The organism is Acidovorax sp. MR-S7 (assembly GCF_000400995.2).
GTDB lineage: Bacteria > Pseudomonadota > Gammaproteobacteria > Burkholderiales > Burkholderiaceae_C > MR-S7.
The window spans coordinates 241,777-263,483 of record NZ_DF238999.1 but is presented as its reverse complement, the minus strand read 5'-3'; the positions used below and the strand labels follow the sequence as shown (position 1 = coordinate 263,483).

The window sequence follows — 21,707 nt, the reverse complement described above, 5'->3', positions numbered from 1 at the left end:
GGCCCCCCCCCCCCCCGCGGAGCCGCAAGTGCCCGAACCCGCCCCGGCCGAGCCTGCTGTGGCGGGCCCCGTCCTGCGCGTGGGCCAGTGGGTGGAGGTGGTGAACAACCAGCGCGTGGTGCGCACGCAGCTCACCTGGTGCAGCCCGCACAACACGCTGTTCCTGTTCACCGGGGCCGATGGCAGCACGCAGTCCATGACGCGGCGCATGATCGACAAGCTGGCGGCGGAGGGAGCGTTCAAGCTGCTGTCCTCCCAGCCCGTGGTCGCGCGCGCCCTGAGCGACGCGAAGAGCGGCGGCAGGTCCAAGCCCAAGGCGCGCTGAGCCTACGTGCGCGGCAGGCGCTTGCGCACCAGGTGGATGTGGTTGCGCAGCGCGTACAGCTCGTCCGCATAGGACAGCGGCACGCTCACCTTCTCCACCTGCGCCTCCAGCCGGTCCAGCCGCTCGCGCAGCTCCTCGGGCGTGGCGCGGGCAGCCTCCAGGTCGTCCTCCACCTCGCGCAGGTGGCCGTACCAGCGGAACACGCGCGAGCGCACCCGGAACTGGTAGAGCGGCGGCACCACGCGCGACAGCGGCAGCATCACGGCCAGCAGCAGGCCCAGCACCAGCCACATGCGCTCGACGAGGTTGGCGATCCAGAACGGCAGGTAGCGCTGCATCAGCGGCGCGGGTTCGTTGATGGCGCGCTCGCCCTCCTTGGCGATGGGCAGCTCGGCGTGCCGCGTGTTGGGGAACTCGCGCGCGCGGTTGAACCAGCCCGCGCCGCCGTGGATGGTCTGCGCCGCCTGTGCGAAAAGCTGCAGCAGCGCGGGGTGGGTGTCCTCGCGGGCCAGCAGCGAGGTGGTGGAGGCCACCAGCCGCACGTCGCGCGGCGGCACGTTGGCCGCCAGGTCGACCACGCCGCGCGGCAGCAGCACGGGCGTGAGGAAGGGGAAGCGCCGGCTGTACGCCTCGTTCTGCGCGAAGCCCATGAGCTGCACGCCAGGGGTCTGCAGCAGCATCTGCACCATCAGCGACTCGGGGGCCGAGGCGAACACCAGCGCGTCCAGCCGGCCCGCGAGGAACTCCACCGTGGCCGGCGTCTGCTCCATCTGCGTGAGCGTGAGCGCGCCGGGACTCACGTGGTTGGCCTCCAGCAGCCGCTCCATCAGCGTAGGCACGCCGCTGCCGGGCGACCCCACGTTCACGCGCAGGCCGTGCAGCCGGTGCAGGCCGCCCTGCTGGCCCGCGGGCTGGATGCGCCGCGCGACGCCTTCGCGGTAGAACAGCCAGATGGGCTCGACGAACAAGCTGCCCAGCGAGACCAGCGCATCGCTGTCCTCGGGCCGCAGCTCGCCGGTGCCGCCCTGCACGAAGGCCAGGTCCGCGCGGCCCTCGCGCAGCAGCTGCAGGTTGGACGAGGAGCCGTCGCTTTGCAGCAACTCCACCTCGATGCCGTTGGCCGCCAGCGCATCGCGGTAGCGCTGGCCGAAGGTCTCGTAGGCGCTCTGCGCGGGGCCGGTGGCCAGCACCACCTTGCGCGGCGGCGTGGGATTGAGCCACCAGTAGGCCGCGACCGCCAGCCCTACGCCCAGCAAGGCCAGCGGACCGGCGGAAACCAGCAGGTCGCGCAGCGACAGCAGCAGGGTGCGCAGGCGGCGCGACATGCGTCCCATGCTCAGCGCGCCAGGTCCGCGTGGCAGGGCAGCACCAGCCCCTCGGCCGTGGTGAGCGTGCGTGCGGCCAGGACGGCGCGCACGGTGGCGCGGGCCACGGCCTCGGCCGCCATGGCGGCCAGCACCAGCATGCCGGGGTGGCGCGGGGCGCGGCCGGTGGCCAGGGCGAACAGCGTGTCGCCGTCGAGCTGGGTGTGCGCGGGGTTGGTGGCGCGCGCCAGGCCGTCGTGCCCCGCCACGGCCAGGCGTTGGGCCTGGGCCTTGGTGAGCGCGGCGTCGGTGGCGATCGCGCCGATGGTGGTGTTGGTGCCCGCCAGCAGCGTGTGCGGCGGCTCGCCGCGCAGCAGCGCGCGGCGGATGTCGCGCAGGGCGCGGCCGTCCTCGGTGCGCGCGCCGGCCAGGGGGAGGCCGGTGTCGGGATCGACCACGTCGCCCACGGCGTTGCAGGCGATCAGCGCGCCCACCGTCACGCCGTCCACGGTGACGGACGCGCTGCCCACACCGCCCTTCATGGCGTGCTGCATGCCGAAGACCTTGCCCACGCAGGCGCCCGTGCCCGCGCCCACGCTGCCCTCGGCGGGTGGCGCGCTGGTGGCGGCGGCGCAGGCGGCGTAGCCCGCGGCGGCGTCGGGCCGCACGCGCGCGTCGCCCACGTGCAGGTCGAACAGCACGGCGGCGGGCACGATGGGCACCAGGCCGGCGCCCACGTCCAGCCCCACGCCGTGCTCCTCCAGCCAGCGCATGGCGCCCGAGGCCGCGTCCAGCCCCCAGGCGCTGCCGCCCGAGAGCATCACGGCATGCACCTGCTGCACGAGGTTGGCAGGCTCCAGCAGGTCCGTCTCGCGCGTGCCGGGCGCGGCGCCGCGCACGTCCACCCCGGCCACGGCGCCCGCACGGGCGATGATGGCGGTGCAGCCCGTGGGGCGGCGGGTGTCGGTGAAATGGCCTACCTCGATGCCGGGCACGTCGGTGATCGCGCCGCAGCGGTGGTCGGTGGGATGGGGCATGGTGCGGCAGTGCTGTGGAAGGAAGGCGCAACCATAGCCGAAGACGCGCGGCCTGGCGGGAGAGGTCGCGGGTTTCGAGTCAAATCAGGCTGCAGCGCTTGAGGGGCAAGCGCAAGCAGCTATCGAAGAATGAGCGAGTCAGCGCACCGCCTCGATGCGCGTGACCACCAGCGCGCCGCCGGCGTCGCGCGCCTGGAAGCGCACCGCGTCGCCCGGCTTGAGCGCGGCGCCCTGCGCCGGGTCCTCCAGCGTGAACACCATGGTCATGGGCGGCATGGACAGGGGCTTGATCTCGCCGTGGCGGATCGTGACCTTGCCCGTGCGGGCATCCCAGCGGGTGACGACGCCGTCGGACCATTCCTGGGCTTGCGGCGCAGTGGCGGGCGGCGCGGCATGGTCATGGCCGTCATGCGCCTGGGCGATGGCGCCAGCGGCGGCGCACTGCAGCGCGATGGCCGCGAGAAGAGGGCGGAACAAGGGCATGGCGGTCAACGGTAGCTGGTGAAGACGCGGGTGGAGACGTCGCTGTTCATGAGGTTCCTGGTGACCAGCAGCACGTCGTACGGGTCCTTGCGGCCCTTGTACTCGGGCCCGTCCATGCCGGGGCTGCCCACGGGCATGCCGGGCACGGCCAGGCCCAGGGCCTTGGGCTTTTGCTGGAGCAGCTTGCGCACGTCGGCCGCGGGCACGTGGCCTTCGAGCAGGTAGCCGCCGGCCAGCGCCGTGTGGCACGAGCCCAGGCGCGTGGGCAGGCCCAGCCGGGCGCGCACGGCGGCGTTGCCCGTCTCGTGCACGGTGACGGCGAAGCCGTTCTGCTCCATGTGCGTGACCCAGTCCTGGCAGCAGCCGCAGCTCGGGTCTTTCCAGACCTCCACGGCGGTCTTGGGTGCGCTGGCCAGGGCGGGCAGGGCGGCGCCGGCGATGCCGGCGGCGAGTGCGGCCATCCATTGGCGGCGGCGGGGTCGGAAGGTGTGCATGGGGGGACTCCGGAGGTGAATGAAATCAGGGTGTGACGGTGAAGGTGCCGCGCATGCCGGCCTCGTAGTGGCCGGCGATCAGGCAGGCAAAGTCGAAGCGGCCGGCGCGGTTGAAGCGCCAGACCAGGTCCTGCTGGCGGCCCGGCGCCACGTGGGCCATGTGGGGCTCCTCGTGCTCCATGCCGGGGTGCCGGCGCATGGCCTCGGCATGCGCGTCCAGCGTGGCCGGCGTGCCCAGCACCACCTCATGCAGCACCTGGCCCCGGTTCTCCACGCGCAACCGCACGGTCTCGCCGCGGCGCACGCTGAAGTGCGACGGCGTGAAGCGCATGTCGTCCGTCATGCGCAGGGTGATGGTGCGCCCCGCGTCGCGAGCCTGGCCGGCGATGCCCCAGTCCTGCTGCTGCGGGGCGAGGGCAGCCGGGGCCGCATGGCCGCCGTGCGCGGCGGATTCATGGCCAAAACTGGCTGTAGCGCACGCCCATAAAGCGCAAGCAGCTATGAATTTGAGAGTTTTCATCGGAGGGCTTCCAGGAGTCAATGGTGGTTGTGGTGGCCGCCCTCGGGCTTGCGCACGCGGGGCGCGCCGGGGGCCTGGCCGGGCAGGGCCTGGCGCGGGGCCGCGGCATCGGCGGGCGCGCCGGTCCATTCGCGCGCCACGGTGCCGGGGGGGTGCTGGAAATCGCCCGGGTCGCGCCAGTCATCAGCGCCCAGCCCCTTGCGGACCTTGAGCGTGGTGAACATGCCGCCCATCTCCAGCGGGCCGAAGGGGCCGGTGCCGGTCATCATGGGGTGGGTGTTGTCGGGCAGCGGCATTTCCATGGCGCCCATGTCGGCCATGCCGCGCTCGCCCATCACCATGTAGTCGGGCACGATCTTCTGGATCTTGCCGACGAGGCCTCGGTGATCCACGCCGATCATGGTGGGCACGCCGTGGCCCATCGCGCCCATGGTGTGGTGGCTCTTGTGGCAGTGCAGGGCCCAGTCGCCGGGTTCGTCGGCGATGAGTTCGACCTGGCGCATCTGGCCCACGGCCACGTCGGTGGTCACCTCGGGCCAGCGCGCGCTCTTGGGCACCGGGCCGCCGTCGGTGCCCGTCACCTCGAATTCGTGGCCGTGCAGGTGGATGGGATGGTTGGTCATCGTCAGGTTGCCCACGCGGATGCGCACGCGGTCGCCCTGGCGCGCCACCAGCGGGTCGATGGCGGGGAACACGCGGCTGTTGAAGGTCCAGATGTTGAAGTCCGTCATCTCGTTCACGCGCGGCGTCATCGCGCCCGGCTCCACGTCGTAGGCGGCGAGCAGGAAGGCGTAGTCGCGCTGCACGTCGGCGATCAGCGGGTGCCTGCCCTTGGGGTGAGTGATCCACAGGCCCATCATCCCCATCGCCATCTGCACCATCTCGTCGGCATGCGGGTGGTACATGAAGGTGCCGGGGCGGCGTGCCTCGAATTCATAGACGAAGGTCTTGCCCGGCGGGATGTGCGGCTGGGTGAGGCCGCCCACGCCGTCCATGCCGTTGGGCAGGCGCTGGCCGTGCCAGTGCACCGTGGTGTGCTCGGGCAGGCGGTTGGTGACGAAGAGGCGCACGCGGTCGCCTTCCACCACCTCGATGGTGGGGCCGGGGCTCTGGCCGTTGTAGCCCCAGAGGTTGACGAAGAAGCCCGGCGCGACCTCGCGCACCACGGGCTCGGCCACCAGGTGGAATTCCTTGACGCCGGCGTTCATGCGCCACGGCAGCGTCCAGCCGTTGAGCGTGACCACGGGGCGGTAGGGGCGGCCGTTGGGCGGCGCCAAGGGCGCGGCGGTGTTGGCCGAGGATTGCGAGGGCGCCTCGGGCAGCGCGGCCAGGGCCGCACGGCCGACGGAGGCGGCAGCCACGGCGGTGGCCGCGCCGGAGAAGAAGTTGCGGCGGTTCATGTCAGGGGCTTTCGGGGGATGCCACACCGGACGATGTTTCGGGCGAGGTGCCGGTGAGGGCCAGTTGCAGGTCGGTGTCGGCCAGCCAGAAGTCGCGCTGCGCCTCGGTGGCCGTGGCCACGGCCTGCGCGGTGTTGCGGGCCTCGGCCAGCAGATCCCACACGCTGATGAACATGCCGTTGTAGCGCAGCACGGCTTCGTCCTGCATGAAGCGTGCGAGCGGCAGCACCTCGGCCTGCTGCTGGCGGGCCAGATCCCACGCGGTGCGGTAGCGCAGCCAGTGGCTGCGGGCTTCGCTGCGCGCGCGCAGGGCGGCATTTTGCAGTTGCGCGGCGCCGCGCTGCAGCTCGGCGCGCGCGCGGCCGGTGGCGGCGCCGCCCCAGTCGAACAGCGGCAGGGGTATGTCCAGCTCCCAGCCGCGCGTGGTGTCGGCGTGGCCCGTGGCGCGCTCGGTGGTGGTGTCGCGGCTGTAGCTGACTCCGACGTCGCCCAGCACCGCGCCCAGGCCGGCCCAGCCGTTGCGGTCGGCCAGGGTGTCCAGGTCGCGGCGCAGCGCGCGCAGATCCAGGCGCTCGCGCAGGGCGGTGGCTTCGGCGTCCTGGCCGCCCTGCAGGCCGCTGGCTTCGGGCAGGGCGGGCAGCGCATCGGGCAGGGCGAAGGCGGCTTGCGTGCCCCACAGGCCCATCAGGCGCGCGAGCTGTTCGTGCTCCAGCGCCGTGTTCAGCCGGGCGCGCGCGAGCTGGGCGGCGGCCTCCTGGGTGATGGCGATCTCGCGCGCCTGTTGCAGCTTGCTGAAGTTGCCCGCTCGCGCCATGCGCTGGGCCAGCGCGCTGCCGGCCTCGGCGGCTTCGTGCATGCGCTCGCGCGCGGCCAGCGTCTGCCGCGCGGCCACGGCGCGCAGCCAGGCGCGGCGCGTGTCGGCCGCCAGCAGCAGCACCTGCTGCGCGGCGTCCAGCGTGGCGCGCTCCATCTGCCAGCCGTGCCAGCGCGTGCGCCAGGGCAGTGTGACGAGCTGTGCGAGGCTGAAGCCGACCTGGCGCTCGATCTCGCGCTCGTGCCCGCTGGTGAAGCGGCCCAGCGTGAGCGTGGGGTTGAACAGCGTCAGCGCCTGGGCGCGCTCGGCGTCCTGCGCGGCCAGCCCGGCCAAGCGGGCCTGCAGGCCGGGGTTGTTCAGCAGGGCGATGCGCACGGCGGTGTCGGCGTCCACCGGCTGCCGCAGCCATTGGGCGATGTGGTCGCGGGCCTGTGCCTGGGTGGATGCGCCGGTGGGCGGCAATTTGGCATCGGTGGGCAGGCGTTGCTGCACATGGGCTTGCACGTCGCCGCGCAGGCCGTCGGGGGCCACGCTGGCGCAGCCTGCGAGCAGCGCCGCCACGGCCAGGGGAAGGAGGCGCTTCATGGCTGGTGTCCGTGGTGGTGGTCGTGGGGGGCGGCGGGGGCGGCAGGGGGAATGGGCTGCTGCGCGGCCTCCCAGCGCACGATGTCGGCATGGCCGCGCGGGAAGGCGGCGACGGCGGCGTTGGCGGCGCGCCAGTCGTCGGCCTCGGCGATCACGCTGCCGCTTTCGGGCAGGGGCGCGTGGCGCAGCGGCGCGGCGGGCGCGTCGGCTGCAGAGGCGGGCGCAGGCGATTGCGCCCCGGCGGACAGGGCGAGGGCGCCGGCGGCCAGGGCCGCGGCGGCGCGAAGGTGCGCAGTGCGCATGGGGTCATCTCCAGGAACAAGGACGGGCGCGCGCCCGCCATGCGGCGGACGCACCTCGGGTGTCGATGCTCAGGAAATGGGCGGCTTGATGGCCTGGGCGGACTGCGCGCTGGCGAAGTGCGCGCTACCGTGCGGGTGCAATGTGCTATCGCCCGGAGGCAGGTGGGGCAGGGCGCCGTGCACGGCCGAGAAGGCGGAGTGGCAGATGCCGCAGGCCGAGCAGCCGGCTGGGTGGTCCGCATGGCTGCCCTGCGCGGCGGCCGTGGTGTCGCCACAATGGGTAGCGGCGCTGTCCACCACCGCATGGTGGCCGTGGTGCTCCTGCTGTGCTTGTGCCTGGGGCACGGCCGGCACGGGCATCACGCCCATGGCCATGGCGTCGCCCAGCAGGCCGCGCAGGACCAGCAGCAGGACGAGACCCAGGGACAAAACGCGGCGCATGGCGGGAATGATACCGGCGCGGATGCGGAGTTCCCGCAGCTCCGTCAGGCCGCCATGTAGCGCCCGGGCCGGTGGTTCATCGCCAGCACCAGATTCAGCGCGACGGCGCCCGCCACCGACCAGAGCACGCGCAGCGGCTCCACGGTGGCCAGGGCCAGCAGCACGATGCAGCAGTCCACGGCCATCTGCACCTTGCCCGCGCGCCAGCCGTAGCGGTCCTGCAGGTACAGCGCCAGGATGCCCACGCCGCCCAGGCTGCAGCGGTGGCGGAACAGCACCAGGAAGCCCATGCCCATGATGAGCCCGCCGGTGAGCGCCGCATAGAGCGGCTGGAGCTGGCTGATCTGCAGCAGTTGCGCCTGCAGCTCTGACAGCGCCGACAGCAGCGCCACGGCCGCGAAGGTCTTGAGCGTGAACTCCAGCCCCAGCTTGCGCAGCGCCAGCCAGTAGAACGGCAGGTTGAGCGCGAAGAACAGCTTGCCGAAGCCGATGCCCGTGGCGTAGTGCAGCACGAAGGCCAGCCCGGCCATGCCGCCGGTCAGCAGGCCCGCGCTGGCCAGGAAGGCCACGCCCACCGAGATCAGCGTCACGCCCACGCCGATGGCCACCGCGTCCTCGGTGCGGGAGTGGGGAACGGCGGCGGGAGCGGCGGCGGTGCGGGAGGACATGGCGTGTGTTGCGGGCGCGCGATTGCACCACGGCGCGGCGGCGGCCTGCCTTGCGGTGGATCAAGGCGGGCCGCAGCCGGGGCGCCGGATGCTATGGAAAGGAGAGCTGCTTGCGCTTGTGGGGTAAGCGCTAGGAGGCGATTCTATTTCGAACCCGCCCAGCGCCGCAGGCGCAGCCCGTTGGTCACGACGAGCAGGCTCACGCCCATGTCGGCCACCACCGCCATCCACATCGTGGCCTGGCCCATGAGGGCCAGCGCGAAGAACACCGCCTTCACGCCCAGCGCCAGCGCGATGTTCTGCCACAGCACGCGGTGGGCGCGGCGCGAGAGGCGCACGGTGTCGGGGATGCGGCGCAGGTCGTCGTTCATGAGCACGACGGAGGCCGTCTCCATGGCCATGTCGGTGCTGTGCGCCCCGCCCATGGCGAAGCCCACGTCGGCGCGGGCCAGGGCCGGGGCGTCGTTGATGCCGTCGCCCGTCATGGCCGTGGGGCCGTCGGTGCGCTGCAGCGCGGCCAGGGCGTCGAGCTTGTCCTGCGGCAGCAGGCCGCCGCGCGCGTCCTGGATGCCGGCCTCGCGCGCCACGGTCTGCACGGTGGCGGCGTTGTCGCCGGAGAGCACCACGGGGCGCACGCCCACAGCCTGCAGCTGGGTGACGGCTTCGCGCGCATGGCTGCGCAGCGGGTCGGCCACGGCGAAGAGGGCGAGCACGGTGTCGTCCCGGGCCAGCAAGGTGACGGTGCGGCCCTGCTGCTCGTGCGCCAGCAATGCCTGCTCCAGCGCGGCGTCGGCCAGGCCCATCTCGCGCACCAGGCGCAGGTTGCCCAGCACGTGGCGCCGGCCGTCGATGGTGGCTTCCACGCCGCGCCCGGGCAGGGCGCGCACGTCCTGCGCGCCGTGCGCCTCCTGCGCCGGCAGGCCGGCGGCGATGGCGCGGGACACGGGGTGGTCGGAGCGGCTGGCCAGCTGCCATGCGGCGGCGGCAATGGCTGTGCCATGGGTGCCGTCCTGGCCGCCCAGCACCTGCCAGTCGACGAGGGTCGGGCTGCCGGTGGTCAGCGTGCCGGTCTTGTCGAGCGCGATGGCGCGCAGGCTGCGCGCGGCCTCCAGCGCGCTGCCGCCCTTGATGAGGATGCCGCGGCGCGCAGCAAAGGTGAGGGCGCTGACCACCGTCACGGGCGTGGAGATGACCAGCGCGCAGGGGCAGGCGATGACCAGCAGCGCCAGCGCCTGGTAGGCGGCCTGCAGCCAGCTCCAGCCCAGCAGCGGCGGCGCCAGCAGCGCCAGCAGCAGGGCCAGCACGAAGACGATGGGCGTGTAGACGGCGGCGAAGCGGTCCACGAAGCGCTGGGTGGGCGCGCGCGAGGCCTGCGCCTGCTCCACCGCGTGCACGATGCGCGCCAGCAGCGTGCCGGAGGGCGGGGCGGTGACCTGCATCAGCAGCTCGCCGTGCTGGTTGACGCTGCCGGCGTACAGCGGGTCGCCCGGCGCCTTGTCGGCCAGCTGGCTTTCGCCGGTGATGGGGGCCTGGTTGACGGCGCTCTCGCCCTCGGCCACGGTGCCGTCCAGCGGCACGCGTGCGCCCGGCGCGATGCGCACGCGCGCGCCCAGAGGCACCTGCTGCACCGGCGTGCGCACGGCGGTGCCGTTCGGCTGCAGCACGTCGGCGGTTTCGGGCGCGAGATCCAGCAGGCTGCGGATGGCGTTGCGCGCGCGGTCCATGGCGCCGTCCTCGATGCGCTCGGCCGCCACGTACAGGGCCATGACCATGGCCGCCTCGGGCCACTGCCCGATCAGGAAGGCGCCCGTGACGGCCACGGCCATGAGCGCGTGGATGCCCAGGCGCAGACGTGCCAGGTCCTTGAGCCCCGCGCGGTATACCCCCAGGCCCGCGAGCGCGATGGCCGCTACGGCCAGCAGCATGCCCAGCGTTTCCTGCTGCAGCCAGTGCGCGGCCTCGGCGCCCGCGGCCAGGGCCAGCGCCGCGGCGATGCGCGGCCAGCCGGGCAGGGCGCCGTGGTCGTGGCCGTCATGGCCCGCGCCGGCGCTGCAGGCGCAGCCGCCACAGGCGGCGGCGGGAGATGCGGCGGCCTCGTGGCCGTGCGCGTGCCCATGCGCGTGGCCCGGGGAATGGGGGGGATGGGAGGAGTGGCTTTGGGTCATGCCATGATTGGAAACCTTGAAGTTGCTTGAAGGTCAAGCCATGCAGCACCGTATCGGAGACGCCGCCCGCCTGTCGGGTGTGCCTGCCGCCAACATCCGCTACTACGAGAAGGAGGGCCTGCTCGCCGCCCAGGCGCGGGCCGACAACCGCTACCGCCTCTACAGCGACGACGAGGTGCACCGCCTGCGCTTCGTGCGCCTGTGCCGGGCCATGGACATGTCCCTGGATGAAGTGCGCACGCTGCTCGCGCTGGATGCCGGCGGCACCGCCGACGGCCACGCCGCCTGCGCCACGCTGGACGAGCACCTGGGCCACGTGCGCACGCGCCTGGCCGAGCTGCACGCGCTGGAGCAGGAGCTGCGCGCGCTGCGCGGCCGCTGCGACGGCACGGGCGGGCAGTGCCACGTGATCGAGGCGCTGCACGCACGCGCCGACGCCGAGCCCGTGCCGCCGCCCGCGCCGCTGGCACGGCGCCATGTGTGACTACATTGCTATTCTATTAATAGCTGGTTGCGCTTGGTGGATGGGCGCTGCGGGGCTTTTTGATACATGGGAATGCCCTGGCTCGCCTATGATGCGCGGATGAACGCGGCCCCCCTGATCCTGCCCCTGCCCGAGCGCGCCTGGCGCTTGGCGCGGCGCTGGGCCGTGGCGTGGTGGCGCATCCTCTACCTGGGTGCGGTGGTCATGGTGCTGATGCTCTCGCCCTCCAGCTACTCGCGCGCCACGCGCTGGCGGCTGGCGCGCCACATGTACCAGGACACGGCGCCCATCCTGCTGGGCTTCACCGTGCTGGCGGCGCTGCTGTGCCTGGTCATCACGCGCATCGTGGTGGTCACGGCGCAGAGCTATGGCCTGTCGCGCTATGCGCTGGAGATGGTGATCCGCGTGCTCGTGCTGGAGCTGATCCCGCTCACCGCCGCGCTGTTCGTGGCCATGCGCGCCACCATCCCCAACGGCACGCAGCTCGCGCTGATGCGCCAGTCCGGCCGCCTGGAGGCGTTGCGCCAGCGGGGCGCCGACCCGGTGCGCATGGAGCTGATGCCGCGCGTGGTGGCCGGGGTGTACGCCAGCATCACGCTGGCGGCGCTGTCGTGCGTGGTGGCGCTGGCCGTGGCCTACCTGGGCGTCTACGGCTTCAACACCGCGGGCCTGCCCGGCTACACGCGCATGTTCGGCCAGGTGTTCACGCCGCAGATCACGCTGGTGTTCGCGCTCAAGACCGTGTTCTTCAGCCTGGCGGTGGCGCTCATTCCCATGGCGGCCGGGCTCTACGAAAGCGGCGACGCGCGCCAGGCCCTGCAGCCCGATTCCGAGCTGGGCGGGCTGGCGCGCATGTTCGCCGTGCTGTTGCTGATCGAAGTCGCCTCGCTCATGGGCAACTACTACTGACGATGAACGACCCCCGTACTCCCTCGCCTGATGGCGAACTGCTGCGCCCCGTGGCCCACCTGCGCGCCAAGGCGGCGGCGCTGCTGCTGTTCACGCTGCTGCTGGTGGCGGGCTCGGTGCTCTATCTGCTCTATGCGCGCGGCGCGTTCGAGCCCACGCAGCGCCTGGTGCTCACCGCCGACGACTCCGAGGGCGTGGCCGTGGGCATGGACATGACCTTCTCAGGCTTCCCCATCGGCCGCGTGCGGCGCATCGAGCTGGCGGGCGACGGCAACGTGCGCATCCTGGTGGACGTGGCGCGCCGCGATGCGCACTGGCTGCGCCAGTCCAGCGTGTTCACGCTGGTGCGCGGCATCGTGGGCGGCACCACCATCAAGGCCTACAGCGGCATCCTCACCGACCCGCCGCTGGAGGATGGTGCCGAGCGCCCCGTGCTGCGCGGCGACGCCACGGCGGAGATCCCGCAGCTCATGTCCAACGCGCGGCAGCTGCTGGAGAACCTCAACGCGCTCACCGCAGCGGATTCGGCCCTGGGCGGCGCCGTGGGCAACGTGCGCGCCCTCACCGAGCGGCTCAACGCACCGGGCGGCGCCCTGGGCGTGCTCATGGGCAACGAGCAGGACGCGAAGAAGATCGTCACCACCCTGGAGCGCACCAACCAGCTGCTGGCCCGCATCGACGGCATGGCCGCCAAGGCCGACAGGCAGGTCTTCGGCGCGGGTACCGACCCCGGCCTGGTGCCGGAGGTGCGCGCCGCCGTCGTGCAGCTCCATGCCCTGCTGGCCGACGCCCGCCAGAGCCTGACCCAGGTGGACGCCGTGCTGGCCGAGGCCCAGGCCGTGGGCGCCAACGCCCGCGAGGCCACCACCGACCTGGGCCTGCTCCGCGCCGAGGTGGAGGCGAGCCTGCGCAAGGTGGAGGGCCTGGTCAACGAAGTCAACCGCAAGTGGCCCTTTGCGCGCGACACGGAGCTGAAGCTGCCATGAAGCTGCACCATTGCCTGTTGCTGACCTGCGCCGCCTTCGCGGCCGCCTGCGCCTCCAAGCCCCCGGTGCCCGACTGGCAGATGAACGCCCACGGCGCCGCGCAGAAGGCGGTGGAGGCCTACCTGTCCGGCGACAGCCGCGTCGCCGACCTGGAATGGGCCCGTGCCCGCAGCGAGGTGTCGCGCACCGGCAGTCCCGTGCTTCTGGCGCGCGTGGAACTGCTGCGCTGTGCTGCCCAGGCCGCAAGCCTGGAGGTCGCGCCTTGCGACGCCTTCGAGCCCCTGCGCGCCGATGCCGGCCCTGCCGAGGCGGCCTATGCCGACTACCTCGCCGGCCGCGCCACCGCGCAGCAGGCCGCGCTGCTGCCCGAGCCCCAGCGCGCGGCCCATGCCAGCGTGGCCGCCATCCCGGGCATCGCCGACCCGCTCGCGCGCCTGGTGGCCGCAGGCAGCGCCCTGCGCGCCGGCCGTGCCACGCCCGAGACCCTGGTCGCCGCCACCGATGCCGCCTCCGCCCAGGGCTGGCGCCGGCCGCTGCTGGCCTGGCTGCTGCTGCGAGCCGATGCCGCCGACCAGGCCGGCGACGCTTCTTCGGCCGCCGCGCTGCGCCGCCGTATCGCGCTGGTGGAGAGCGGCGGGCAAAAAAAAAGCCGCCCGTGAGGGCGGCTCAAGGAGGAGACATCGGGAAATCGGGTCAGTCGAAGACTTCGGCGGGCACCAGCTGGTCGAGCTGGCTGTGCACCTGCGAATCGGCCGCCTGCGCCGTGTGGCGCGGCTCCAGCGTCATGCCGTAGGCCGCCAGGGCCAACAGCACGGTGAGGGCGAAGGTGGCAGCGGCATGCGATCCAGGGCGGCGACGGCGGTTCATGGCGGAAACCTCTGAAAGGGCAGGTCGAAAACGGGTATGCCGTTATTGAACCAGCGCCACGCCGCGCGCTGTGTCAGACAGTCTTGACAGAGGCCTCTGGCGCCCAGGTTTGAAACCGCACTTACACCCCGCTACAACCGCACCGGCGGCACGCTGCCCAGCAGCCGGATCAGGTCCTGCTGCCGCACCGTGCCCGTCTTGGCGAAGATGGCCGAAAGCTGCGAGCGCACCGTGCTCACCTTCACGCCCAGCGCGCCAGCCATCTGCGCCGGGCTGGCGCCGCGCAGCAGCAGCGGCAGCACGCGCGCCTCGGCCGCCGACAGGCCGAACAGGCGCGTGACGAAGTCCGCCACGCCCCCGGGAGCGTGGCCCTGGCGCGTGAGCAGCAGCATGCAGGCGCAGGGCTGGGCGGCGCGCGCTTCGCCGCCGGCCTGCACACGCTCCTCGATGGGCAGCGCCAGCGCCATCAGGGCCTGCGGCCCGTCGCCCAGCACGAGGCCGCCGCCTTGCCCGCGCGCGGCCGCATGCACCAGGCGGGCGAGCCCGTCCCGTGCTTCGGGGCGTGTGGGCACGCTGCCCAGCCACTGCGCCAGCGCCGGCGTGGCGGCCAGGGCGCGCGCGGCGTGGTTGGCATAGAGCGGCTGCGCGGCAGGGTCGAGCATCACCACGCCGAAATCCAGCGCGTCCAGGAAGCGGTGCAGCAGCGACACCTGTTCCTGCAGCCGGCGCGTGGTCCAGTGCAGGTCGAAGGCGCGCAGCATGTGCGGGTAGAGCAGGTGCAGGCGCGCCACGTCGCGCGCGTCGAAATCGGGCTGCTCCGGGTGGCGGAACAGGTTCAGGATCATCGGCGGCGCCAGGCCCGGCACGCTGCCGTCGGAGACCACCGCCGTCAGCATGTGCTCCACGGGGTACAGCAGCATGTACTCGCGGTAGAAGCGGCTGGCGCGCAGCACGGGCGCGGCCACGATGTCGGTGCCGCGGAAGATGCTGCCCTGCACCAGCACGTTGCGCGCCATGCACGCGTGCAGCCAGGGGTTGTGCTGGATCCAGTGCTCCGCGTAGGCGCGTTCCAGCGCCTCGGGCAGGTTCCAGGCGGCATAGAAGCTCGCCGCGTGCGGGCCCTGGCCGTCGGTGGTGCACCAGCAGGCCACGTCGGCCTTCAACGCCTGGGCGATCGCCTGCACCACGCCATGCCAGGCTTCGTCGCGGCCCACGGCGCCGTACAGGGCGGTCTGCACGCGGTGGAAGGCGGCGAGCGAAATCTCGCCGTCCTGCACCGGCGGGGCGGCCGCGTTCGTTGTGGTCTGTGCCGACTCTGCCATCAGGCCCTCGCTCTCCCGGCCCGCCGCGGGCCGGCCACCGGCGATTGTGCGGCCGGCGCGCCGACACGCGCAAACCGGTGCCCAGCGGAGATATATGTATAAAAAGTGCCTCCAGCGCTTGTGTATCAAGCGCAGGAAGCTATTGAATCAATAGCGGTTGGCTTGCCTCAGACGGCGTGCGCCCAGCGCCGCGCAGGCCAGCGCCAGCAGCATCAGCGCCCATTCGCTGAGGGTGGGGATGGCTGCCGTGGCTCCGCCGCCGCCGGGGGGCGCGGCCAGGGGGGTGACGGGCCCGGCCTGCGCGCTCGCGGGGCCGGGGCCGTGGCTGCTTTGGGCCGTGGCGGTGCAGTCATATGCCGTGCCGGGCACGGCGGTCACTGTGAGCGGGCTGGCGCCGCTGGCCTGCACGGCGCCGCCGCCGCCCACGGGGGTGCAGGTGGCGGTGTAGCCGGTAACCCCCGCGCCAACGTCGGCGGGCGCGGCGATGGCGAGCGCGATCTGGGCCGGGCCGGGCGTGGCGCTGGCGACGGCGGGCGCGCCGGGCAGGTTGACCAGCCGTTCGATATGGGGGTGCGTGCCGCCGCCCGCCGTGGTGAAGTTGCCGATGACGACGAGGCTGTGGTCCGCCTGCTCCACCACGTCGTACAGCCCGACTCCCAGAGCTGGTGTGAAGGCGACGTTCAGCGTGGTGTCCACTACGCCGGCTCCGCCGGTGTTGAAGCGCGCCAGCCCGGTGATGGGCTCGCCGCCGAAGGACGTGAAGCTGCCTGCCGCCAGCACGTTGCCGCCGCCCAGGGCCACCAGCCGGTTGACTGAAGACCCCGTGGTGACGCCCAGGGTGAACGTGGGCGTGTCGGCGCCGCTGCTCACGTTCAGCAGCGCGAGTCGGCTTTTCGTCGCGCCGCCAATGTTGGCGAAGCTGCCGCCCGTGAGGATGCCGCCGCTGCCGGTTTCCAGGATGGCGGTGTATACGGTGGCATTGGCGTCAGGGTTGAAGCTGTTGTCCAGCGCGCCCGCGCTGTTCAGGCGCGCGATGCGGTTGCGCGTGGTGCCGTCCACCTGCGTGAACTCGCCCGCGATGAGGATGTCGGAGCCGTCGAGCGTGATGTTGCGCACCATGCCGTTGATCTGCAGGTCGGGGAAGGTGCTGTCGAAGCTGCCGTCCACGTTCAGGCGGGCCAGCCGGGCATGGGTGGGGTTGCCGTCCACGGTGACGAAGTCGCCGCCGATCAGGAGCTTGCCGTCGGCCTGCACGGCCATCGCTGCGACGCCGCCGCCGCTCAACGTGGCAGGGGGCGCAAAGGCCGTGTCCAGCGTGCCGTCGGCCAGCAGGCGGCCAAGGCTCGCGCGCGGGACGCCGTTGAGCGCGGTGAAGCCGCCGCCCACGAAGATGGAGTCGTCGCTCTGGACGAGCAGCCGGTAGACGCTTGCGCCAGCGTTGATTTGAGCAGTGAAGGCCGTGTCCAGCGTGCCGTCGGCATTCAGCCGGGCGAGGCGGGTGCGCGGCTGGCCCGATGCGGTGTCAAAGGCGCCGCCGATCACCAGTTGGCCGGTGGACTGGCGCGCCAGCGCGTTGATAAAGGCGTCGGTGCTGCCCTGATAGGTGGGGGCCGCCTGCCATGCGGCCTGGGCAGGGGCGGCGGCCAGCAGGGTCAACGCGGCCAGGGCAGGGGCGGCGCGCCGCACGGCACGAAAAGAACGCGAAACGGTGGACTGCACGGTGTTTTCCCTCTCATGGAACATGAACGCGGCGATGGTTGCAAACGCCGCGGTGAAAAACATCCGGCAAATGAAGGAAAGCGCGCGGGTCATTCCGGCCGCAGCGCCTGCGCCAGCCGCGAGGCCGTCAGCGCCCGGCCGGGCGGCCAGGCGTCGGCCGCCGCGCCGTGCAGCCAGCAGGCGTGGGCGGCGGCGGTGAAGGCGTCGCCCGTGGAGGCCAGCAGCGCGCCGGCCAGCCCGGCCAGCACGTCGCCCGTGCCGCCGGTGGCCAGCAGCGCGTTGCCGGTGGGGTTGACGAGCGGCGTGTGCCCCGGCGCGGCGATCACGCTGCCGGAGCCCTTGAGCAGCACCGTGCATTGGAGGCGGCCGGCCAGCGCCTGGGCGGCGGCGAGGCGGTCGGCCTGCACGGCGGCGGTGCCGGTGCCCAGCAGGCGCGCGGCTTCGAGCGGGTGGGGTGTGAGCAGGGTGGCCGGGCCGCGCGCCTGCAGCAGGCGCTGGAGCGCGCCGTCGGCCGCGATGGCGTTGAGGGCGTCGGCGTCCAGCACCAGGCGCTGGGCCTCGCGCAGCACCTGCGGCAGCACGGCAGCCACGGCCGCGCCGCCGCCGCAGCCGCAGACCACGGTGAGGCGGGCGAGGTCGAGCGCATCCACGCGGCGCAGCATGATTTCGGGCTGCTGCGCGAAGGCGGCGGTGGTGCCGCCGTCCAGCAGCGCCGCCATCACGCGCCCCGCGCCGCCGTGCAGTGCCGCGCTGGCCGCGAGCAGCGCCGCGCCGGTCATGCCCATGCCGCGTGCGTGCAGGCCCTCGCCGCCGACCACGGCCACGTCGCCGAAGCTGCCTTTGTGGCTGGCATGCGCGCGGGCCGCGCCGTGCGGCGCACCGGCCAGCCAGGCCGTGGGCGCGTGGGGAGCGGGCACGCCCAGGCCGTCGAGCCAGACTGTGCCTGCCGCGTCGCGGCCATGGGCGGTGAACAGGCCGGGCTTGAGGGTGAGCAGGCTCAGCGTGTGGCGCTGGCTGGCCGGAGGCCGGGTGGGCGCGAAGCCAGGTGCCCACTGGCCGGTGTCGGCGATCAGGCCCGAGGGCAGGTCCACGCAGAGCGTGGGCGCGGCGCTGGTGCGCAGGTGCTCCAGCCACTGCAGCAGGCGCGGGTCGGGTGCGCGCGAGGAGGGCCCCAGGCCGATGCCGAGCAGCGCGTCCACGCACAGGTCCTGCGGGCCGAGGGCGGGCGGTGCGTCGATGAAGGGCACGCCCGCGTCGCGCGCATGCTGCCACGACCGGCGCGCATCGGGTGGCAGCGTGTCGGGCCGGCCCAGCCAGGCCACGGCCACGGGGTGGCCCGCGCGGTGCAGCAGTGCGGCGGCCTCCAGTCCGTCGCCGCCGTTGTTGCCGCCGCCGCAGGCGATCCAGATGCAGCGCGCGTGGGGCGCCAGGGCCAAGGCCAGCCGGGCGGTGGCCTGGCCGGCGCGCTGCATCAGCGTGTGGGGCGGCAGCGCGGCGGCAGTCGCGGCTTCGATGGCGCGCGTGGCGGCGGTGCCGTACAGGGCGTGGGGCTGAGCGGTGGGGATGCGCTGCATCGGCGCATTGTGGTCAGAAGCGGTCCAGGGCGAAAGGCTGCAGGTCGATGGCGGGCGCCTGCTGCGCGATCTGGTCGGCCAGGGCGCGGGCGCTGCCGCAGGCCTGGCTCCAGCCGCAGGCGCCGTGGCCGGCGTTGAGCCACAGGCCGGGCACGCCGCTGGCGCCGATCACCGGAGCGCCGTCGGGCAGGGTGGGGCGGGCGCCTCGCCAGACCTGCACCTGGGGCGACGAGGTGAGCGCGCCGCCCGGGAACCAGCCCGACAGGGCGAGGTAGAGCGTCTGCAGCGTGGCGTCGCGGTGCGTGCCGTCGCCATGGCCGATCTCGGCGCCGCCGGCCACCCGCACGCGCTGGCCCTGGCGGGTGATGGTGATGCGGTGCAGCGGGTCGATGACGGCGCCCTGCGGCGCGTGCGAGTCCTCGCGCAGCGGCGCGCTGACCGAGTAGCCATGCACCGCGGCCATCGGCATGCGCAGCCCCAGGGGGCGCAGCAGGGCGGCGCTGGCCAGGCCCGCGCAGAGGACGACGGCGTCGGCGCGGCGGGGCGCATCCTCGCCGGCGATTCGCAGGCCGGCGGGCTGGGCCTGGAGCGCCTGCACGCGGGCGTTGAAGACGAAGCGCACGCCCAGCTCCTGAGCCACCTGGCGCAGGTATTGGGCGAACAGGCGGCAGTTGGCCGATTCGCCGTCGGGCGCGTGCACGGCGCCGGCCAGCGGCACGTCGGTGCTCAGGCCGGGCTCGATCAGGCGGGCGGTGTCGGCATCCACGTCGCGCAGGGCCACGCCGGCCTCGCGCAGGATGCGCAGCGCGGGCTGCACGCGCTCCACGTCTTGGTCCTTGCGCAGCAGCACCAGGGCGCCGCGGCTGGCCTCGATGTCCAGTTGCAGCCCTTCCGCGATCTCACGCGTGCGCGCCAGGCTGTAGCGCCCCAGGCGCTCCAGCGCCGCGAGCCGCTCGGCTGTGTCGGGGCGGCGCCCGGCCTGGGCCCATCGCCACAGCCAGGACAGGCCCTCGCGCCCGGCGCCGCGCACCAGGCGCAGCGCGGGCTCGCTGCCCAGCATCAGGCGGCGCAGGGGGCCGCCGATGCCGGGTGCGGCCCATGGAATGAGCAGGGACGGGGCCAGCAGCCCCGAGTTGCCGAAGCTCGCCTCCTCGGCCGCAGCGCTGCGCTGCTCGTAGACGGTGACTTCGTGGCCGTCACAGGCCAGTTCATAAGCGGTGGCAACGCCGACGATGCCGGCGCCCACGATGGCGATCTGCATGGGTTTTTAGTGTTTTCGGGCTCCAGCGCTTACAGGGAAAGCGCTGGCAGCTATGCATTTTGATGTCCATTGCCGCGCCAGGCTGCGCGCGGCAATAGGGGAAACATGGGGGTGTGCTAGAATCCTTGGGTTTTGCCGGGTGCTGCGCGCAGGGATTTTTCTCTAGTGCGGCTGCGGTGAAACCAATCGCAAACCAGCCCTTTCAAGGTGCTGCGGCCCTCAGGCTGCGGTTATTGGGGCTGGATTTTAGACCCAACCTTCGGAGAAACCCTATGTCCGTCACCATGCGCGAAATGCTGGAAGCCGGTGTCCACTTCGGCCACCAAACCCGCTTCTGGAACCCCAAGATGGCCCCCTACATCTTCGGCCATCGCAACAAGATCCACATCATCAACCTGGAAAAGACGCTGCCGCTGTTCCAGGACGCGCAGAAGTTCGTGCGCCAGCTGGCCGCCAACCGCGGCACCATCCTGATGGTGGGCACCAAGCGCCAGGCGCGTGAGCTCCTGGTGGCCGAGGCGCAGCGCGCCGGCGTGCCTTTCGTGGACCAGCGCTGGCTGGGCGGCATGCTGACCAACTTCAAGACCGTCAAGACCTCCATCAAGCGCCTGAAGGACATGAAGGCCCAGCAGGAAGCCGGCCTGGAATCCATGAGCAAGAAGGAACAGCTCATGTTCACCCGCGAGCTGGAAAAGCTCGAGAAGGACATCGGCGGCATCCAGGAAATGAACGCGCTGCCCGACGCCATCTTCGTGATCGACGTGGGTTACCACAAGATCGCCGTGGCCGAGGCCAAGAAGCTGGGCATCCCGCTGATCGGCGTGGTGGACTCCAACCACTCGCCCGAGGGCATCGACTACGTGATCCCCGGTAACGACGACTCGGCCAAGGCCGTGGCGCTGTATGCCCGCGGCATCGCCGACGCGATCCTCGAAGGCCGTGCCAACGCCGTGTCCGACGTGGCCAAGGCCGTTGCCGCCGAAGGCTCCGACGAGTTCGTGGAAGTGCAAGAAGCCGCTGCCTGACCTCAGGCGCATGCGACGCGTCGCAAGAAAAGCGGGGCCCCTGGTGAGCCCCCTTTTTTTTAACGTCAAGACAAACTGAAGAATTGGAGAAAAACGATGGCTGCTATTACCGCAAGCATGGTCGCTGAACTGCGCGGCAAGACCGACGCCCCCATGATGGAGTGCAAGAAGGCCCTGACCGAGGCCGACGGCGACATGGCCAAGGCAGAGGAACTGCTGCGCGTCAAGCTGGGCACCAAGGCGGGCAAGGCCGCTTCCCGCGTCACGGCCGAAGGCGTGGTGGCTTCCTTCATCGATGGCAACGTGGGCGCGCTGATCGAAGTGAACAGCGAGACCGACTTCGTTTCCAAGAACGACAGCTTCATCGCCATGGCCAATGCCGCCGCCAAGCTGATCGCGCAGAAGAACCCCGCCGACATCGAGGCGCTGGGCCAGCTGGCCTACGAGCAGGACGGCTTCGGCCCCACGCTGGAAGACGTGCGCAAGGGCCTGATCGGCAAGATCGGCGAGAACATGTCCTTCCGCCGCTTCAAGCGTTTCGAAGGCTCCAGCCTGGCGGCCTACCTGCACGGCTCGCGCATCGGCGTGGTCGTGGAGTTCGACGGTGACGCCGTGGCCGCCAAGGACGTCGCCATGCACGTGGCCGCCATGAAGCCCGTGGCCCTGACGAGCGCCGACGTGCCTGCCGACCTGATCGCCAAGGAGCGCGCCGTGGCCGAAGGCAAGGCCGCCGAATCGGGCAAGCCCGCTGACATCGCCGCCAAGATGGTCGAAGGCTCGGTGCAGAAGTACCTCAAGGAAGTCTCGCTGGCCGACCAGGTCTTCGTGAAGGCGGCCGACGGCAAGCAGACCGTGGCCGCCATGCTCAAGGCCGCCAATACCACCGTGAAGGGCTTCACCCTCTACGTCGTGGGCGAAGGCATCGAGAAGAAGGCCGACGACTTCGCCGCCGAAGTGGCAGCGCAGGTCGCGGCGGCCAAGTCCGCCGCCTGATCCTCGCAACCCTTGTCCGAACCCCCTGT

The 21,707-nt window shown here is 72.3% G+C and carries 23 protein-coding genes; 7 read left to right on the top strand and 16 right to left on the bottom strand.

Translation table 11 applies throughout. From position 1 onward, the window contains the following. Positions 1-325, top strand: a 325-nt coding sequence (locus tag AVS7_RS22290) for a DUF1631 family protein (RefSeq protein WP_144425167.1), incomplete at its 5' end; no start/stop codon positions are given. Between the two features lie 2 nt (positions 326-327). On the opposite strand, the gene AVS7_RS22285 is transcribed toward AVS7_RS22290, so the two are convergent. The 11 genes from AVS7_RS22285 to AVS7_RS22235 form a co-directional block, all read right to left on the bottom strand. Continuing rightward, positions 328-1,659: a TAXI family TRAP transporter solute-binding subunit gene (locus tag AVS7_RS22285; protein ID WP_034691359.1), complete on the bottom strand. Its 1,332-nt coding sequence runs from the start codon at positions 1,657-1,659 to the stop codon at positions 328-330. Positions 1,660-1,661: 2 nt separating this feature from the next. Further along, positions 1,662-2,666: a P1 family peptidase gene (locus AVS7_RS22280; protein WP_020230264.1), complete on the bottom strand. Its 1,005-nt coding sequence runs from the start codon at positions 2,664-2,666 to the stop codon at positions 1,662-1,664. A gap of 138 nt (positions 2,667-2,804) precedes the next feature. After that, positions 2,805-3,149 carry a copper-binding protein gene (locus AVS7_RS22275; protein WP_024002109.1) on the bottom strand — a complete coding sequence of 115 codons (345 nt, stop codon included), beginning with the start codon at positions 3,147-3,149 and terminating at the stop codon, positions 2,805-2,807. Positions 3,150-3,154: 5 nt separating this feature from the next. Continuing rightward, complete coding sequence (locus tag AVS7_RS22270; protein WP_024002108.1) at positions 3,155-3,643, bottom strand: DUF411 domain-containing protein; 489 nt, start codon at positions 3,641-3,643, stop codon at positions 3,155-3,157. A gap of 25 nt (positions 3,644-3,668) precedes the next feature. Then, positions 3,669-4,163 carry a plastocyanin/azurin family copper-binding protein gene (locus AVS7_RS22265; RefSeq protein ID WP_024002107.1) on the bottom strand — a complete coding sequence of 165 codons (495 nt, stop codon included), beginning with the start codon at positions 4,161-4,163 and terminating at the stop codon, positions 3,669-3,671. A gap of 17 nt (positions 4,164-4,180) precedes the next feature. Next, positions 4,181-5,563 carry a multicopper oxidase family protein gene (locus AVS7_RS22260; protein WP_020230260.1) on the bottom strand — a complete coding sequence of 461 codons (1,383 nt, stop codon included), beginning with the start codon at positions 5,561-5,563 and terminating at the stop codon, positions 4,181-4,183. A 1-nt stretch (position 5,564) separates the two neighbouring features. Further along, positions 5,565-6,962, bottom strand: a complete 1,398-nt coding sequence (locus tag AVS7_RS22255) for a TolC family protein (protein WP_020230259.1) — start codon at positions 6,960-6,962, stop codon at positions 5,565-5,567. Continuing rightward, positions 6,959-7,264, bottom strand: coding sequence for a hypothetical protein (locus AVS7_RS22250; protein WP_020230258.1), 306 nt, complete (start codon positions 7,262-7,264; stop codon positions 6,959-6,961). The genes AVS7_RS22255 and AVS7_RS22250 overlap by 4 nt, the downstream gene beginning before the upstream one ends. Before the next feature lie 69 nt (positions 7,265-7,333). Continuing rightward, complete coding sequence (locus AVS7_RS22245; protein ID WP_024002106.1) at positions 7,334-7,705, bottom strand: hypothetical protein; 372 nt, start codon at positions 7,703-7,705, stop codon at positions 7,334-7,336. Positions 7,706-7,749: 44 nt separating this feature from the next. Beyond that, on the bottom strand, positions 7,750-8,373 hold the full coding sequence (locus tag AVS7_RS22240; protein ID WP_020230256.1) for a YitT family protein: 624 nt from the start codon (positions 8,371-8,373) through the stop codon (positions 7,750-7,752). Between the two features lie 143 nt (positions 8,374-8,516). Beyond that, positions 8,517-10,538, bottom strand: a complete 2,022-nt coding sequence (locus AVS7_RS22235; RefSeq protein WP_020230255.1) for a cation-translocating P-type ATPase — start codon at positions 10,536-10,538, stop codon at positions 8,517-8,519. Between the two features lie 40 nt (positions 10,539-10,578). Here AVS7_RS22235 and AVS7_RS22230 point away from each other — a divergent pair, with 40 nt between their 5' ends. The 4 genes from AVS7_RS22230 to AVS7_RS22215 all read left to right on the top strand — a co-directional run bounded on the left by AVS7_RS22230 (position 10,579) and on the right by AVS7_RS22215 (position 13,576). Then, positions 10,579-11,022, top strand: a complete 444-nt coding sequence (locus AVS7_RS22230) for a Cd(II)/Pb(II)-responsive transcriptional regulator (protein ID WP_020230254.1) — start codon at positions 10,579-10,581, stop codon at positions 11,020-11,022. 99 nt (positions 11,023-11,121) lie between these two features. Beyond that, the gene (locus tag AVS7_RS22225) at positions 11,122-11,931 is read left to right on the top strand and encodes an ABC transporter permease (RefSeq protein WP_020230253.1); all 810 of its coding nucleotides are present in this window, start codon (positions 11,122-11,124) and stop codon (positions 11,929-11,931) included. 2 nt (positions 11,932-11,933) lie between these two features. Continuing rightward, a complete protein-coding gene (locus AVS7_RS22220; protein ID WP_020230252.1) occupies positions 11,934-12,917 on the top strand; it encodes an MlaD family protein in 984 nt (327 codons plus the stop codon). Further along, positions 12,914-13,576, top strand: coding sequence for a hypothetical protein (locus AVS7_RS22215; protein WP_020230251.1), 663 nt, complete (start codon positions 12,914-12,916; stop codon positions 13,574-13,576). Before AVS7_RS22220 ends, AVS7_RS22215 begins: the two co-directional genes overlap by 4 nt. Positions 13,577-13,610: 34 nt before the next feature. Here AVS7_RS22215 and AVS7_RS24970 read toward each other — a convergent pair whose 3' ends face one another. The 5 genes from AVS7_RS24970 to AVS7_RS22195 all read right to left on the bottom strand — a co-directional run bounded on the left by AVS7_RS24970 (position 13,611) and on the right by AVS7_RS22195 (position 19,660). Then, positions 13,611-13,784 carry a hypothetical protein gene (locus AVS7_RS24970; RefSeq protein WP_020230250.1) on the bottom strand — a complete coding sequence of 58 codons (174 nt, stop codon included), beginning with the start codon at positions 13,782-13,784 and terminating at the stop codon, positions 13,611-13,613. A gap of 131 nt (positions 13,785-13,915) precedes the next feature. Further along, a complete protein-coding gene (locus AVS7_RS22210) occupies positions 13,916-15,106 on the bottom strand; it encodes a helix-turn-helix transcriptional regulator (protein WP_024002101.1) in 1,191 nt (396 codons plus the stop codon). A 147-nt stretch (positions 15,107-15,253) separates the two neighbouring features. Then, complete coding sequence (locus AVS7_RS22205; RefSeq protein ID WP_159402802.1) at positions 15,254-16,825, bottom strand: IPTL-CTERM sorting domain-containing protein; 1,572 nt, start codon at positions 16,823-16,825, stop codon at positions 15,254-15,256. Positions 16,826-16,914: 89 nt separating this feature from the next. Beyond that, entirely contained in the window at positions 16,915-18,399 is a 1,485-nt protein-coding gene (locus AVS7_RS22200; RefSeq protein WP_020230247.1) for an NAD(P)H-hydrate dehydratase, read from the bottom strand. 13 nt (positions 18,400-18,412) lie between these two features. Then, on the bottom strand, positions 18,413-19,660 hold the full coding sequence (locus tag AVS7_RS22195; RefSeq protein ID WP_020230246.1) for an FAD-dependent oxidoreductase: 1,248 nt from the start codon (positions 19,658-19,660) through the stop codon (positions 18,413-18,415). Positions 19,661-19,932: 272 nt separating this feature from the next. Here AVS7_RS22195 and rpsB point away from each other — a divergent pair, with 272 nt between their 5' ends. Together rpsB and tsf are read left to right on the top strand one after the other, a co-directional pair. After that, entirely contained in the window at positions 19,933-20,685 is a 753-nt protein-coding gene (gene rpsB / locus AVS7_RS22190) for a 30S ribosomal protein S2 (RefSeq protein ID WP_020230245.1), read from the top strand. A gap of 96 nt (positions 20,686-20,781) precedes the next feature. Beyond that, entirely contained in the window at positions 20,782-21,678 is an 897-nt protein-coding gene (gene tsf / locus AVS7_RS22185; RefSeq protein WP_024002100.1) for a translation elongation factor Ts, read from the top strand. Positions 21,679-21,707 lie beyond the last annotated feature (29 nt).